The sequence below is a fragment of the Saprospiraceae bacterium genome (assembly GCA_016719615.1).
In the GTDB taxonomy this organism is placed as follows: Bacteria; Bacteroidota; Bacteroidia; order Chitinophagales; family Saprospiraceae; genus Vicinibacter.
This window is the reverse complement of record JADJYQ010000001.1, coordinates 965,482-979,870: the sequence shown is the minus strand read 5'-3', so window position 1 is coordinate 979,870 and position 14,389 is coordinate 965,482. Positions and strand designations below refer to the sequence as shown.

The following is a 14,389-nucleotide window of genomic DNA, read 5'->3' as shown; positions in this document are numbered from 1 at the left end:
TCGAAAGATGTTTGCAAAAGATATACAAACAGGAATCCCGAAAGATTTACCGGACCACCCGGGAATCAATCCTGCAATGCCACATGCACCCAAAAGAATCATTGATGATGTATTGACTGCCGACGAAAAAAGATTGGCGCTTAAGAATGCATTGCGATATTTTCCGGATCATTTTCATGTTAGCTTATTGCCAGAGTTTGCAAGTGAATTGCAACAGTACGGTCGCATTTATATGTATCGGTTTATGCCTTTATATGAGATGTATGCGCGGCCTTTGGAAGCCTATCCTGCAAAATGCAAAGAAGCCGCATCCATCATGCTGATGATTCAGAATAATCTGGATCCTAAAGTTGCCAAATACCCTCAGGAGTTGATTACTTATGGTGGCAACGGTGCCGTATTTCAAAACTGGGCACAGTACTTATTGTGTATGCAATACCTATCGGAAATGACCGCCGAACAAACATTAGTTTTGTATTCCGGCCATCCTTTAGGTTTATTTCCTTCTTCAAAAGTAGCACCTCGTGTCGTCGTTACGAACGGCATGATGATTCCCAATTACAGCAAAAAAGAAGACTGGAATAAATACAATGCTCTAGGTGTCACACAATATGGTCAAATGACCGCCGGATCTTTTATGTATATCGGTCCGCAAGGCATCGTACATGGCACCACGCTTACACTGATGAATGCAGGCAGAAGAAAAAATGCTAACATTCAAAATTTAAACGGAAAAATATTTATTACCTCCGGCCTAGGTGGGATGTCCGGTGCTCAAGCCATTGCGGCAGTCATTACCGGCGTGACTTGCATTCTGGCAGAAGTTGATCCCGATGCAATCCAACAAAGATTGACCGACGGTTACATCCTAAAGGAAAATATTTACACAGATTTAAAATCTTTGTTCGATCGTGCTTTGCAATATCAAGCTGTCCATGAAAAAGGCATCGCTTTGATCTATGCGGGAAATATTATTGAGGTATGGGAATATGCTGCCAACAATAATATTCACATTGATCTGGGTTCTGATCAAACTTCACTACATAATATCCACGATCTCGGTTATTGTCCGGTAGGCTACCGTTTTTCGGAAGCTAAAAGCCTACTGCAAATGGACAAAGTAAAATTTATGGCTGAAGTCAAATCTTCATTACAAAGGCATGTCCGGGCGGTCAATATTTTAAGTGCGAAAGGCATGTATTTCTGGGATTATGGAAATGCCTTTTTAAAAGAAGCCGGAGAAGCAAGTGCCGAAATTTGGAAAGATGAAACTCACTTGAAATACAAATATCCTTCTTATGTGGAAGACATTATGGGCCCTTTGTGTTTCGATTACGGTTTTGGTCCGTTCCGATGGGTTTGTCTTTCAGGAGATTTGGCAGATCTTCAAAAATCAGATCAAATTGCTGCGAATGTCATTGAAAAATTAATGAAAGATGCCGATGGAAATACATTGTCACAGTATCTCGACAATTTGAAATGGATCCGGGATGCGGGACAAAATCTCCCCGTGGTTGGAAGCAAATCGCGCATCCTTTATGCAGATGCAAAATGCCGCATTGAAATTGCACTTGCATTCAACGAAGCCATTTCAAAAGGAGAATTATCGGCGGGTATTGTTTTGGGAAGAGACCATCACGATGTATCAGGTACGGATTCGCCCTTTCGCGAAACTGCAAATATTTACGACGGTTCAAGTTTCACCGCAGATATGGCGGTGCACAATGTCATTGGCGACAGTTTTCGGGGCGCCACCTGGGTATCGCTTCACAATGGTGGCGGTGTAGGATGGGGTGAAGTGATCAACGGTGGTTTTGGAATGTACATTGATGGATCTGACAAATCTGCCGCCCAAATCAAAAGCATGTTGCATTGGGATGTCAACAATGGAGTGAGCCGCAGGGCCTGGGCACGCAATGAAGGAGCCATTAAATCCATTCAAAAAGCCATGATGGAAGAGCCTTTGTTGAAAGTGACCTTACCTAATTTTGTCGATGAGCAGTTTTTACAAGACCAAACCAGAAATTTGGATTAATGGTCTACTATTGACTATCAGAACTTTATAATTTTTATTGCTTGTAAAATGGAAGTCTAAAAACTATTTTTAAGAGGCATTAACTCCAATTTAAAAACTTGTAATATCTTTCTGACCACAAAATTTCAAAGCTTATGATGAATGAACCAGTTTCCGCCATAATGGTCAATGACGTAATTACTGTCAAACCTGAAGATTCCTTACAATCCGTTAAAGAAATCCTCATCAACAACAGAATACACCATGTTCCGGTGGTTCAGGAAGATGGCACCTTAGTCGGAATTGTAACCACTTATGATTTATTCAAATTAAACGTTGATCATAAAGATTATCCGACAACCAAGGTGAGTAATGTAATGACTAAAATTCTAGCAACCATAGAAGCAACTGATAAAGTAGGTACCGCTGCGGAAGTATTTATGGAACACTTGTTTCACGCACTTCCTGTGGTCGAAGGAAAGAAACTCATTGGCATTGTAACGAGTTTCGATATTTTGAGATATGAATACAACAAAGAATATCCGCCGAGATAATTGTCTTTACCTAAGACTTTTACCTTAGGGTATTTATCAATAGAATTTCATTTTCAGTATATGTCAGGCACACAGATTTCTCTTTATATTTTTTTTGGATTATTGGTTATTGCTACTGTAATCTATTCGCTGTACCTAGTCAATAAGAATAACCGGGCGATGAAAGAAATTTTAAGAGAGCGCGATGAGTTGAAGTTTTTATACGACCAGCTGAGAAAAGAAAAATTGGATTTCGAAGATAAAATCATACAAGCCCAATCGCAGGAAAAAACTTATAAAGCAGCCTATGAAGATTGGAAATCGAAATATGCATTTTTAGAAGAAAAGCACATAAATCTAAAGAAAGAATTCGAAGGTGGACATTTATCAAGCAACGAAAAAGAATCCTTTCAAACAGAATTACAACAAAAAGACCAGGTGATCGCCGGTTTACAATTGCGTTTGAATCAATTAGAAAGCAAAGAAGGAAATACAGCCACCGCAGATTCGAAGATCGTTTCTGACTTAAAAGCAGTCCTAGATCAGCATTTGTCCATTATCAGTCAAATTATAGGTGATGAAAAAATGGAACAATACACTCAAAAGGCTAGCCCTTCTGATCCTTTGCACCTCATCAAAGGCATAGATGATAAGATCAGTAATGCGCTGCAATCACACGGTGTCCGCACGTTCGAACAAATTTCAAAAACGCCTAAAAAGGATCTCCGCAAATGGATGATCGAATTCGACGACGTCGACGATAAGCTCATCGAATCCTGGCCTTTCCAGGCTGAAGCCATTATGAATGTGCTAGCTTCGGAGAAGGAATAGGGGTAGTCTGTTAGTCTGGTAGTCTGGTAGTCTGGTAGTCTGTTAGTCTGTTAGTCTGTTAGTCTGGAAGTCTGGAAGTCTGGAAGTCTGTTAGTCTGGTAGTCTGGTAGTCTGGAAATCTGGAAGTCTGGAAGTCTGTTTGACTGTTTGACTGTTTGACTGTTTGACTGTTTGATTGTTTGATTGTTTGATTGTATGAAAGTCTTTGTGGCTCTTTTAGGCTTTTAGAAATCAATTGATACTAACGAATGTAAGTTCACTAAATTTATTTTATATTTAGATTCCCGTTAATCTCCTTTTCCCTTTTCCCTTTTCCCTTTTCCCTTTTCCCTTTTCCCTTTTCCCTTTAGCCTTTAGCCTTTAGCCTTTAGCCTTTTAATAAAAAAAAAGCCCTTGTGGTCAGCAAGGGCATAATCTACTATCATTCTCAGTTGGTTGAAATCAAAATAAGAATGTTAATATGGTAGGTTCAAATTTTAATGTTATCGTCTCAATTTTGAGAGCATGTTTTCGAGTTCGACTTCGGTAAAAACAAAGACCTCGCGCGGCTTGCTTCCTTCACCGGCGCCAACAATCCCCAACTGTTCTAATTGGTCCATGATGCGGCCGGCCCGATTGTATCCTAATTTTAATCTGCGTTGGATCATACTGGTACTGCCATGTTGCGCTTGGACGACCAGTCTTGCAGCTTCAAATAACATTTCGTCAAGATCACTGATATCGACTCCGTTGCCATTTGTACCGCTGTCATCGCCTTTGAATTCCGGCAACAAATAAGGTGTGCCGAAACTTTGTTGACTTGCTATGTGTCGCATTACTTTTTCAACTTCCACGGTATCTACATATGCACATTGCAAACGGATGATGTCGGATCCCAGATTGAACAGCATATCTCCGCGACCGATCAGTCGTTCGGCACCGCCACAATCGAGGATGGTACGCGAATCTATATTTGAAGAAACTTTGAAAGCAATACGTCCCGGGAAATTGGCTTTTATCAAACCTGTAATAATTTTGACAGAAGGTCTTTGCGTTGCAATGATTAAATGCATTCCGACGGCTCTGGCCAACTGTGCAAGTCTTCCCAAGGGCAATTCCACTTCTTTACCCGCTGTCATAATCAGATCTGCAAATTCATCGATGACTAATACGATATAGGGTAAAAACTTATGTCCTTTTTCAGGATTGAGTTTGCGTTTTTTGAATTTGTCATTGTATTCCAGAATATTTCGAACTCTGGCGAGTTTTAACAATTCATACCGCTGATCCATTTCGATGCAAAGAGAATTCAGGGTATAAATTACTTTGGAAGTATCTGTGATGATCGCTTCATCTGAATTCGGCAATTGGGCCAGAAAGTGTTTATAAATTTCAGCATAAATCGGTAACTCGACTTTTTTAGGATCGATTAAAACCAGTTTTACTTCAGAAGGATGTTTCCTGTATAATAAGGATAGGAGAATGGCATTGATCCCTACTGATTTTCCCTGTCCAGTCGCCCCGGCGATGAGCAAGTGAGGCATTTTAGTTAAATCGGAAACGATAACCTCATTTGAAATATTTTTTCCAAGCGCAATGGGCAATTCAATTTTAGGATCGTTGAATTTTTCAGTCTTCATCAATTCCTTTAAAGCAACGGTTTGCCTGTTTTTATTGGCTACTTCTATTCCAATAGTACCACGTCCGGGTATAGGTGCTATGATACGGATGCCTTGTGCTGATAAACTCAAAGCGATATCATCTTCCAAACTTTTGATGCGCGAAATACGGACACCCGGTGCCGGAACAATTTCGTATAAGGTGACTGTGGGACCGATGGTTGCTTTAATTTTTTGAATCTCAATTTTGTAATGCATGAGTGTAGCAATGATGAGATTCTTATTTGATTCCAATTCATCGCGATCTATTTCAAATTTCTGATCTGCATAATCATGGAGTAAATCCAAAGAAGGTGGTTTGTAACTGGAAAGACTGGCTTTGGGATCATAAGGTTTGCCATCCCCAGTTTCCCAGCCGTCGTCCTCATCGGCAACGGCTGCTCCGGAAAACTGTGGTTCGTTGAGTTCCATCTCTTTAAAAATAGTGTCGGTTTCGATTTTTGGAGTTTCTATTTCTAAGCTACAATTGGAATTTGGTTTTAAGGCTTCCGGAGCCAGTGATGCCAGGAGCACATCTGCATCCGGGTAATCGCTCCAGTCAACAGTAACAGGATCTTCCTGTGCAGTTGGAGTATTCGTTGTTTTGAGAAAAGCTTCCGGTGAGGATTGCCCTTCAGATTTAAATTCATGTCTAAACCTAAACCATTCCGCATTCCAAAAACTGGTAACAGCCGTGTGGCCGACAGCCTCTGCCTGAAAAGTTTGTAAGGATGGATTGTAATACCAAACCAATAATGCGAGCAATCCGAAAATTAAACACAGTCCGGCACCTATCGGACCCATAAAACCCTCCATCCACTCGCAATAGCGAGAACCAAAAGCGCCTCCAAATGGGAATTCAAATGTCTGAAATATATAATAGAAGATCATCGATAATAAGGACATGATGATCACAGAATGCGTCATAAATCGCAAAAAGGACAGCCAACCCTGGCGATGCAGAAAGCAAAAGCCCAAATAAATGGCAATGGGTATTATTAAGATGGCAGAGACGCCAAATCCATAATAGATAAAGAGGTGAGAACTAAGTGCTCCTAACTTCCCCATCCAGTTTTCAATGGCCACATTGGGTTTAAACAAGATATGCCAGGAGTAACTCAGTACTTTATCCTGATCTGCCTTCCATGAAAAGAAGTAAGAAATTGAAGAGAGGAGGAGGAAAATGCCCAGCATAAAGCATAAAACTGCTATAATTTTTGAGACTCTTTCATCCATCAGCCGGGCATAAAATAGTTGCCAGGCGGAAAGTTTATTCCGTTTTGACCGCGCCATGATCAATAGTAGATTATGTATTAATTATGACGCTAATGTATAATCATTTCACATATTATTCAAAACTATTATTTATTTTTATCAGAATATCTTCATTTTAAATATTATTAAAAATCATAATATGATAATCAAAAACATATATTAAATTTATTATATCTATAACACGTTTATATATCAATCTTATTCATATGTTAAATATTCCCTGTTATGAGCTTTTGAATTTCTAAGCAATAACTTTGCATTTCAATATTTTTTTGAATGGAATACGTAAAACATAAGGTCATTATAGCCGGTGCCGGTGGAATTGGAAGAGCCGCGGGACTCATTTTAGCTGAACAACCAGACTTCGATTGCGAAATTTTCATGGGCGATCTCTACCCTACAGTCGCCGAAGAAGCATCAGAATGGATTCAAAAGGGTGCATCGAGTCTCATCCAAATCGAAAATTTCAAAATTGAGCCGGCAGAAATTTCGGAACATATGGATTATATATTGAGGTCCGGAGACATCCTTCTTGATTGTCTTCCGGGTTCTGAGGCTCCGAGAATGGCGAGAATGGCCAGAAAATACGATCTGCATTACGTAAACCTCACTGAATACGTGTCTGAAACCAATGAAATCCTTGAAATTGCAAAAGATGCCAATACCGGTTTCATCCTACAATCTGGTCTAGCTCCGGGATATGTAGATGTTTTGGCGAACCACTTATATAAAGAGTTCGTTCAGGAATATGGCGATTCGGAGGTCGAAAATATCGCTATGAAAGTAGGTGCTTTGCCCAAAATGACCACGGGGCCACACTATTATGGCTTTACGTGGAGCCCCATCGGAGTAGCAACTGAATATGTTAAAGATGCAATCGTCATCCGCAATGGAATCAAAACGACCTGCCCGTCACTATCTGAAACCAGCACGCTCGTCATCGATGGTATTAAATTTGAAGATGATTTTACCAGTGGTGGCGCCGCAGATTTGCCGGATTATTTTTTGGGTAAAGTAAAATCTCTCGATTATAAAACCATTCGCTATCCGGGCCATTTCAATTGGGTACGCAACCAACTTCATGATATCCAGGAGGGGGTCGCCAAAGAAAATCAACTGCTCAAAAAAATGACCGATCAAATACCTTTTTCAGAAGATGATATGATCGTCTTATATGTTTCTGTCAAGGGTAAAGACCGCTCTGGAATATTGCGCATCAAAGAACGCAGCCTCAAAATTGAACCCAGTTTTGTTGGCAGTCACAAACTCAAAGCTATACAAACAGCGACCGCCGCTCCCATGCTCGAAGCAGCACGTATGCTCCTGAGTAATAAATATAAGGGTCCAATTTTACAATCACAAATAGATACCAAGGCCTTTTTGCATGGTAGTTTTATACAGTCTATTTATCATCCGAAGAATTATAAGGAGTTAGTGTAGCACCTCATCCCCAACCCTTCTCCACTAGCGAGGAGAAGGGCCGGGGATGAAGCCCGGATTTCCCCCTATTTGCTTACATTTGCAAGTGAACCCAATCTCAAGCCTGAGAGATCACTTTTAGTCTTTTAAATCTAAGTTTGTGAAATCCTATTTTCTTGCGATACTAATTGCGTTTCAATATTTTCCCGCATCAACTCAAGTTCAAGAAATCACACTGGATTCTTGCTTACACTGGTTTAGAAGTCACTACCCCATTTTCGCCCAACTTCAGCTGCAAAAACAAACAGAAGCACTGCAGTTATCGTCTGTTTCAAAATCCTGGTTTCCTCAGTTGAATATAATCGGACAGGCTACTTATCAATCGGATGTCACAGCGATAGAAATTGACATTCCTAATATTCTGTTGCCCGATCCATTGAGTAAAGACCAATACAAATTTTACGCAGATCTTCAACAGCTAATTTTTGATGGATTTTCAATAAGCAGGCAAAAAAATGCTTTGCGTTGGCAATCGCAGATGGAGTATGTAAAAAATGATATTGAGCTGTATAAAGCTGAGGGTCGCGTGCTCGTTTTGTTTTTTAGTGCGCTTATCTTAAATGAACAACAAAAGATTAATTCATATCTAATTTCTGATCTCGACGAACAAATATTAAAATTGCAGGCTGCTGTTGATGCCGGTGTGCTGCTGGAGTCTGCACTGCAATCTCTACTAGCTGAAAAATTATCTACCCAACAACGAACAGATGAAATTGTATACAAATTAAAACATATCAGGCAATCACTTTCATTGATGACAGGAAGAACAATTGGTGACAAAGACCAACTCCTGCTTCCGGAATTACCTATCCTCAAAAATCAAGTCAACAGAAAAGAATTACTTTGGAGTGACATGTATTCTAATCATGCAGAAGCACAATGGAAACTCAAACAAAGTCAGGGCATTCCTAAAATTTTATTATTTGGACAAGCAGGTTATTCCAATCCGGCACTTAATTTTTTAAAAAAAGGTTTTGATTCCTATTACATCGCAGGTCTCCGTTTGAGTTGGAATCTATCTCCGATGTATTCTTTTCGCAATGACAAAGAATTGTTTCGATTGGGAAAAAGTATGGCAGCTCTGCAAAAAGATTTGTTCCATATTAACAATCAACAAGTGATCAACGAACAACTGTTAGAAATTGAACGCCTGCAAAAATTAATGGAATCAGATGCATTGATTTTAAAATACAGAACAAATATTAAAGAAATAACGCGATCGCAATTAGACGAAGGCACCATTACAAGTGCGGATTATATCCGAGAATTAAATGCAGAAGAAAAAGCAAAAGTAAATGCCATTCTTCATAAAATTCAAAACATACAAGCTCATTTTACGCTGAACTATTATTATGGACAATAATATATCTACATTCGATATGAATAAAATGGTCTCTAGATTTTACATTTCAGCAGTAGTATACGCATTCGTACTTTTCGGATGCCAATCCAATCATCATGATTATGATGCTACGGGGATCATTGAAGCTGATGAAATTGTAGTATCTGCAGAAGTAAACGGCAAACTCCTCGAATATTCCATTGAAGAAGGTGCACAAATCAGTAAAGATTCAATAATCGGAAAAATTGATCCTTCTCAGTATAAATTGCAAAGTGAACAATTTGTTGAATCCATTAATGCAGTATTAAGTAAAACCGCATCGCCAGAACCTCAAATCAAAATTCTCGAAGCACAGGCAGAGGTTCAAAGACAGCAGCTGGAATTGGCAAAACGAAAATGGAATATCGCATTATATGAGCAAACCAGAGTTCAAAAACTACATGCAACGAATGCAGCTACCAGTAAGCAGTTGGATGATGTCAATCATGAAGTAATTCTTTCAAAAAAACAGTTCGACATAGCCCAAAGCCAAATTGCACTCACGGAAAGGCAAATTCAATCTCAAAGAGAATTGGTTAAAAATCAAAACAGAGGAATTTTAAGTGAACAGGAAGTATTCAAAAAGCGAAAAGAAGCAGCAGATGATCTTTTACAAAAAGCCAACATCCAAAATCCCACCACCGGTACCGTACTGAGCAATTATGTACATGCAGGAGAATGGGTAAATACAGGTAAGCCGCTTTACAAAATAGCAGACTTGAATACGGTCTATCTGCGATCTTATATTGATGGAAGCCAGTTGCTCAAGGTACAGCTCCGCCAGGACGTTAAAATAACTGTTCGATATGGAGAAAGTCAAAGAGAATATACGGGTAAAATAATTTGGATCTCCGATAAATCTGAGTTTACTCCTAAAACCATCCAGACGGCAGATGAGCGGGCACATTTGGTATATGCAACCAAAATTAAAATTGAAAATGATGGTTACCTCAAATTAGGAATGTACGGTGAGGTAAAATTCAACTAAGCTCATGCATAGTATTTCCGTAAATGGAATTTCAAAAACTTATCTGCAAAAAAAGCAGAAGCTTACAGCATTAGAAAATATTCAGCTAAACGTCGATAAAGGAGAGCTCTTCGGTTTGATTGGTCCGGATGGCGCAGGCAAAACGAGTTTGATTCGCATCCTCGTCACTTTGATCCTGGCAGATGAGGGCAACGCGTCTGTAGAAAACCTGGATGTCATCAAAGATTTAGATAAAATCAGAAAAATTGTTGGATATATGCCCGGCCGTTTCTCATTATACCAGGATCTTACGGTGGCTGAAAATCTTCAGTTTTTTGCTTCTGTTTTTAATACAGATATTCAATCCAATTACACGCTAATTAAAGAAGTTTATAAGTACCTCGAGCCCTTCCAAACAAGAAAAGCAGGACAACTTTCAGGTGGAATGAAGCAAAAACTTGCATTGAGTTGTGCATTGATCCACAAACCCAGCGTATTATTTCTGGATGAACCAACAACCGGAGTGGATGCTGTTTCGCGAAAAGAATTCTGGGAAATGCTCAAGGCACTTCAACTACATGGCATGACTATTTTTGTATCTACGCCTTATATGGATGAAGCTTCTTTATGTGATCGCGTAGCCTTGATTCAAAATGGAAAAATATTGCAAATCCAATCACCTGCAGGCATTATACAATCCTATCCAAAATCTCTTTACGAATTAAAATCTGATCGGATGTATCAATTACTCGTCGATCTGAAATCATTGCAGGGCATCTTCAGTTGTTTCGCTTTTGGCAATTCATATCATGTCGTTTTTGAGGATCAAGCTTCCATTCCTGATACCATGAAAATACTTGAACAAATGGGACATCAAAACATTCAGATAAAACCCATTTCTCCCAATATAGAAGATTGCTTCATGTATTATATGCAAACGACAAAATGAACTCCAGCATTATACATACCGAGGCACTTACAAAAACATTTGGAAACTTTACAGCCGTTGATCAAATCAGCTTTAGTGTTCACAAAGGTGAAATATTTGGATTTCTTGGAGCTAACGGTGCCGGCAAAACAACTGCAATTAAAATGTTGGCTGGATTGATCCAACCTACAAGTGGTTCTGCAAGTGTTTTAAATTTTAATGTATACAAAGAAAGTGAATCGATCAAAAGATCTATTGGTTACATGAGTCAGCGGTTTTCTTTGTACGAAGATCTCACGATCCTGGAGAATATGCGGTTTTATGGTGGAATTTATAGCATGTCTAAAAGTGAAATCCAAAAAAGATCAGCTGATGTATTAAATTTTCTAAACCTGGAAAATTATAAAAACCAGCTAGTCAAATCTTTGCCCCTTGGTTGGAAACAGAAATTGGCTTTTTCTGTTTCTATTTTTCATCAACCCAAATTGGTATTTTTAGATGAACCTACAGGCGGTGTAGATCCGATTACCCGGCGAGAATTTTGGGAACTCATCCTGGCCTATGCTGCACAGGGACATACTTTGTTTGTAACGACGCATTATCTCGATGAAGCTGAATATTGCTCAAGGGTATCGATCATGGTTGACGGAAAAATTGTTGCACTCGGAAGTCCTGAGGCCTTGAAACAAGAATATGCCAGCCCTAATATGGAAAGTGTTTTTCTCAAATTGGTTCAAACAAAATAATGATGCCAGCATGAGAACGACCCTTAAAACTTTCAGCGCATTTGTCACTAAAGAATGGAGACATATTTTCCGGGACCGGAAAACTTTAATCATTTTGTTCGGACTACCCATTGCTCAAATGCTCATTTTTGGATTTGCGCTCTCCAATGAAGTAAAGAATTCTAAAATTGCCATTCTGGATGAATCAAGAGATGCCTCAAGCATTGCGCTGACGCAGCGTATTGATGCAAGTAAATATTTTGATGTGGTGGCTAATATCCATAGTCGGGATGAGGTCGAAGCTATATTTAAGAAAGGAGATGTCAGAATGGTGGTCATCTTTCCAAGGTCCTTTGAAAAAAATCTAACTGCCTTGCATGAGGGCAACATCCAATTACTTGCAGATGCTTCTGATCCCAATGTAGGTTCAACCTTAGTGGCTTATCTGAGTGCGATCCTCAATAGTTACCAAAAAGAACTTTTACAACCGGATAAAATTCCATACTCCTTTCAGACAGAAGTTAGAATGATCTACAACCCACAATTAAAAGCAGCATTCAATTTTGTGCCGGGCGTTATGGCCATGATACTTCTGCTCATTTGTTCATTAATGACATCTGTTGCCATCGTCAGAGAAAAAGAAATGGGAAACATGGAAGTATTATTAGTTTCTCCGGTAAGGCCTGTGCTGGTGATCGTTTCTAAGACGATACCATATTTATTTCTTTCTTTTATTAATATTTGCACGATTCTATTGTTGAGTTATTTTGTATTGAATGTCCCGATCAAAGGCAATTTATTTTTATTGTTGGCGGTCAGTACATTATTCATTATCACTGCACTTTCACTGGGGATGTTTGTTTCTTCGATAGCTCAAACTCAGACCACAGCAATGTTTGCTACACTGGTTGGCCTATTCTTACCCACACTGATGTTTAGTGGATTTATGTTTCCGATCGACAATATGCCGCTGCCTTTGCAATTCTTATCCAATTTGATTCCGTCCAAATGGTATTTCTATATGGTAAAATCTGTAATGATTAAAGGACTTGGATTTGCAGATATTTGGAAGGAGGCCCTCATCCTTTTAGCAATGACATTGATCATGCTAACCGTCAGTATTCGAAAATTTGATAAACGATTAAAACTCTGACGATGCAAATTATCTGGAGTATCATTCAAAAAGAGTTTGCACAATTCTTTCGAGACAAAGCCAATATAAGGATGCTATTGGTGATGCCTGTCGTTCAGTTGATTCTCTTACCGCTGGCTGCAGACTACGAAGTCGAAAATATTAGATTATGCATTATTGACCACGACCATTCTGTTTATTCAGCAAAGTTGATTCACAAAATTGAAGCAAACCATCATTTCATTGTTAAACATTTTGCAAGTGACTATGATCAAGCTATGTCCTTCATGAAATGCGATCTGATTGATATTGCTTTGACCATTCCAGAATCCTTTGAAAAAGAAGTTGTTTTAAATAATGAACCCATATTATCAGCCAGCGTAAATGCTGTGAATGGCCAACGCGCTAGTATTGGCAGCCAATATTTACTTCAAGTGCTCAATGATTTTAATCGGGAAATACGTCTTGAATGGTTGCAGTTTCCAAGATTCAATCCTATGCCTTTGTTAAAAATAGAACATACTTATTTATTTAATCAGAGTATGAACTATCAGCAATTCATGGTTCCGGGGATCCTGGTTATATTGCTCACCATGGTTGGATTTACTTTATCTGCACTCAACCTCGTCAAAGAAAAAGAAATCGGAACCATCGAGCAAATCAATGTTTCACCCATACATAAATACCAATTTCTGCTCGGCAAATTAATTCCATTTTGGATACTCAGCCTGGTAGTATTGACCTTAGGCCTTTTCGTGGCCTATCTCGTTTATAATATTATTCCATCGGGACAGTTCGCATTGATTTATCTGTTTGCCTCCGTTTATTTATTAGCCGTCTTAGGATTGGGCTTATTGATTTCCATTTATACAGAGACCCAACAACAAACGATGCTGATCTCTTTTTTCATCATGATGATTTTTATATTACTCAGCGGACTTTATACACCTGTAGAGAGTATGCCCACTTGGGCACAATACACGACCTATATAAATCCTACAGCCTATTTTGTAAAAGTCATCCGCATGATCATCATGAAAGGGAGTGGCCTGATGGATATTATGCCGCATATTTTATCCGTTTTCGGCATGGCCATCGTATTGATCACATGGGCCATTTTCAGTTACCGCAAAGAAAGCTAATTGATTCTTCCTTTCCTGTCCAGCTGAAGCTGGAGGCTATTAATGGGATTTTGGGAAAATGATGATTCAATTTCGACATCAAATAAATTAAAACCGCAAGACGGCTTCAGCCGTATTCGAAAACGAAAATTTCAGGATGTTTTAAAATGTCGGGAACAAAGATGGATCATTTAATTTTACACAGTCCATCAATAGGGATGGGTTTTAACCCTTCCCGATCCGGAATCCCTGCCCGATTCGAAATCACAAACGAATTATAAAAATAATATTCAAATTTATGATCAGGTTCCCCCAGCTGAAGCTTGAAGCTATTGATGGGATTTGAGAAAAATGTTGATTCATTAT

At 39.0% G+C, this 14,389-nt stretch carries 11 protein-coding genes; 10 read left to right on the top strand and 1 reads right to left on the bottom strand.

Features of this window, described 5'->3' with window-relative positions; all coding sequences use genetic code 11:
- The first annotated feature begins 7 nt into the window (after positions 1-7).
- The 3 genes from IPM92_03990 (at position 8) to IPM92_03980 (ending at position 3,378) form a co-directional block, all read left to right on the top strand.
- Positions 8-2,035 carry a urocanate hydratase gene (locus tag IPM92_03990; GenBank protein ID MBK9107549.1) on the top strand — a complete coding sequence of 676 codons (2,028 nt, stop codon included), beginning with the start codon at positions 8-10 and terminating at the stop codon, positions 2,033-2,035.
- Positions 2,036-2,169: 134 nt separating this feature from the next.
- Positions 2,170-2,568 (top strand): CBS domain-containing protein, encoded by a 399-nt coding sequence (locus IPM92_03985; protein MBK9107548.1) that lies wholly within the window; start codon positions 2,170-2,172, stop codon positions 2,566-2,568.
- Positions 2,569-2,727: 159 nt separating this feature from the next.
- Complete coding sequence (locus tag IPM92_03980) at positions 2,728-3,378, top strand: hypothetical protein (protein MBK9107547.1); 651 nt, start codon at positions 2,728-2,730, stop codon at positions 3,376-3,378.
- Positions 3,379-3,860: 482 nt separating this feature from the next.
- On the opposite strand, the gene IPM92_03975 is transcribed toward IPM92_03980, so the two are convergent.
- A complete protein-coding gene (locus IPM92_03975) occupies positions 3,861-6,308 on the bottom strand; it encodes a DNA translocase FtsK (GenBank protein MBK9107546.1) in 2,448 nt (815 codons plus the stop codon).
- 258 nt (positions 6,309-6,566) lie between these two features.
- Here IPM92_03975 and IPM92_03970 point away from each other — a divergent pair, with 258 nt between their 5' ends.
- From IPM92_03970 to IPM92_03940, 7 genes are all read left to right on the top strand, one after another.
- Positions 6,567-7,730 carry a saccharopine dehydrogenase NADP-binding domain-containing protein gene (locus tag IPM92_03970; GenBank protein ID MBK9107545.1) on the top strand — a complete coding sequence of 388 codons (1,164 nt, stop codon included), beginning with the start codon at positions 6,567-6,569 and terminating at the stop codon, positions 7,728-7,730.
- A 139-nt stretch (positions 7,731-7,869) separates the two neighbouring features.
- The gene (locus tag IPM92_03965; protein ID MBK9107544.1) at positions 7,870-9,132 is read left to right on the top strand and encodes a TolC family protein; all 1,263 of its coding nucleotides are present in this window, start codon (positions 7,870-7,872) and stop codon (positions 9,130-9,132) included.
- Positions 9,122-10,138 (top strand): HlyD family efflux transporter periplasmic adaptor subunit, encoded by a 1,017-nt coding sequence (locus IPM92_03960; protein MBK9107543.1) that lies wholly within the window; start codon positions 9,122-9,124, stop codon positions 10,136-10,138. The genes IPM92_03965 and IPM92_03960 overlap by 11 nt, the downstream gene beginning before the upstream one ends.
- Before the next feature lie 4 nt (positions 10,139-10,142).
- Complete coding sequence (locus tag IPM92_03955) at positions 10,143-11,066, top strand: ABC transporter ATP-binding protein (GenBank protein MBK9107542.1); 924 nt, start codon at positions 10,143-10,145, stop codon at positions 11,064-11,066.
- Positions 11,063-11,791 (top strand): ABC transporter ATP-binding protein, encoded by a 729-nt coding sequence (locus IPM92_03950; GenBank protein MBK9107541.1) that lies wholly within the window; start codon positions 11,063-11,065, stop codon positions 11,789-11,791. Before IPM92_03955 ends, IPM92_03950 begins: the two co-directional genes overlap by 4 nt.
- A 10-nt stretch (positions 11,792-11,801) precedes the next feature.
- Positions 11,802-12,923 (top strand): ABC transporter permease, encoded by a 1,122-nt coding sequence (locus tag IPM92_03945; protein ID MBK9107540.1) that lies wholly within the window; start codon positions 11,802-11,804, stop codon positions 12,921-12,923.
- Between the two features lie 2 nt (positions 12,924-12,925).
- Positions 12,926-14,044: an ABC transporter permease gene (locus IPM92_03940; protein ID MBK9107539.1), complete on the top strand. Its 1,119-nt coding sequence runs from the start codon at positions 12,926-12,928 to the stop codon at positions 14,042-14,044.
- The last annotated feature ends 345 nt before the right edge of the window (positions 14,045-14,389 follow it).

What these genes read in the sequence shown, in the direction of transcription:
- IPM92_03990 (MBK9107549.1), top strand. Translation starts at nt 8, where the DNA reads ATGTTTGCAAAAGATATACAAACAGGAATCCCGAAAGATTTACCGGAC.
- IPM92_03985 (MBK9107548.1), top strand. Translation starts at nt 2,170, where the DNA reads ATGATGAATGAACCAGTTTCCGCCATAATGGTCAATGACGTAATTACT.
- IPM92_03980 (MBK9107547.1), top strand. Translation starts at nt 2,728, where the DNA reads ATGAAAGAAATTTTAAGAGAGCGCGATGAGTTGAAGTTTTTATACGAC.
- IPM92_03975 (MBK9107546.1), bottom strand. Translation starts at nt 6,308, where the DNA reads ATGGCGCGGTCAAAACGGAATAAACTTTCCGCCTGGCAACTATTTTAT.
- IPM92_03970 (MBK9107545.1), top strand. Translation starts at nt 6,567, where the DNA reads ATGGAATACGTAAAACATAAGGTCATTATAGCCGGTGCCGGTGGAATT.
- IPM92_03960 (MBK9107543.1), top strand. Translation starts at nt 9,122, where the DNA reads ATGGACAATAATATATCTACATTCGATATGAATAAAATGGTCTCTAGA.
- IPM92_03955 (MBK9107542.1), top strand. Translation starts at nt 10,143, where the DNA reads ATGCATAGTATTTCCGTAAATGGAATTTCAAAAACTTATCTGCAAAAA.
- IPM92_03950 (MBK9107541.1), top strand. Translation starts at nt 11,063, where the DNA reads ATGAACTCCAGCATTATACATACCGAGGCACTTACAAAAACATTTGGA.
- IPM92_03945 (MBK9107540.1), top strand. Translation starts at nt 11,802, where the DNA reads ATGAGAACGACCCTTAAAACTTTCAGCGCATTTGTCACTAAAGAATGG.
- IPM92_03940 (MBK9107539.1), top strand. Translation starts at nt 12,926, where the DNA reads ATGCAAATTATCTGGAGTATCATTCAAAAAGAGTTTGCACAATTCTTT.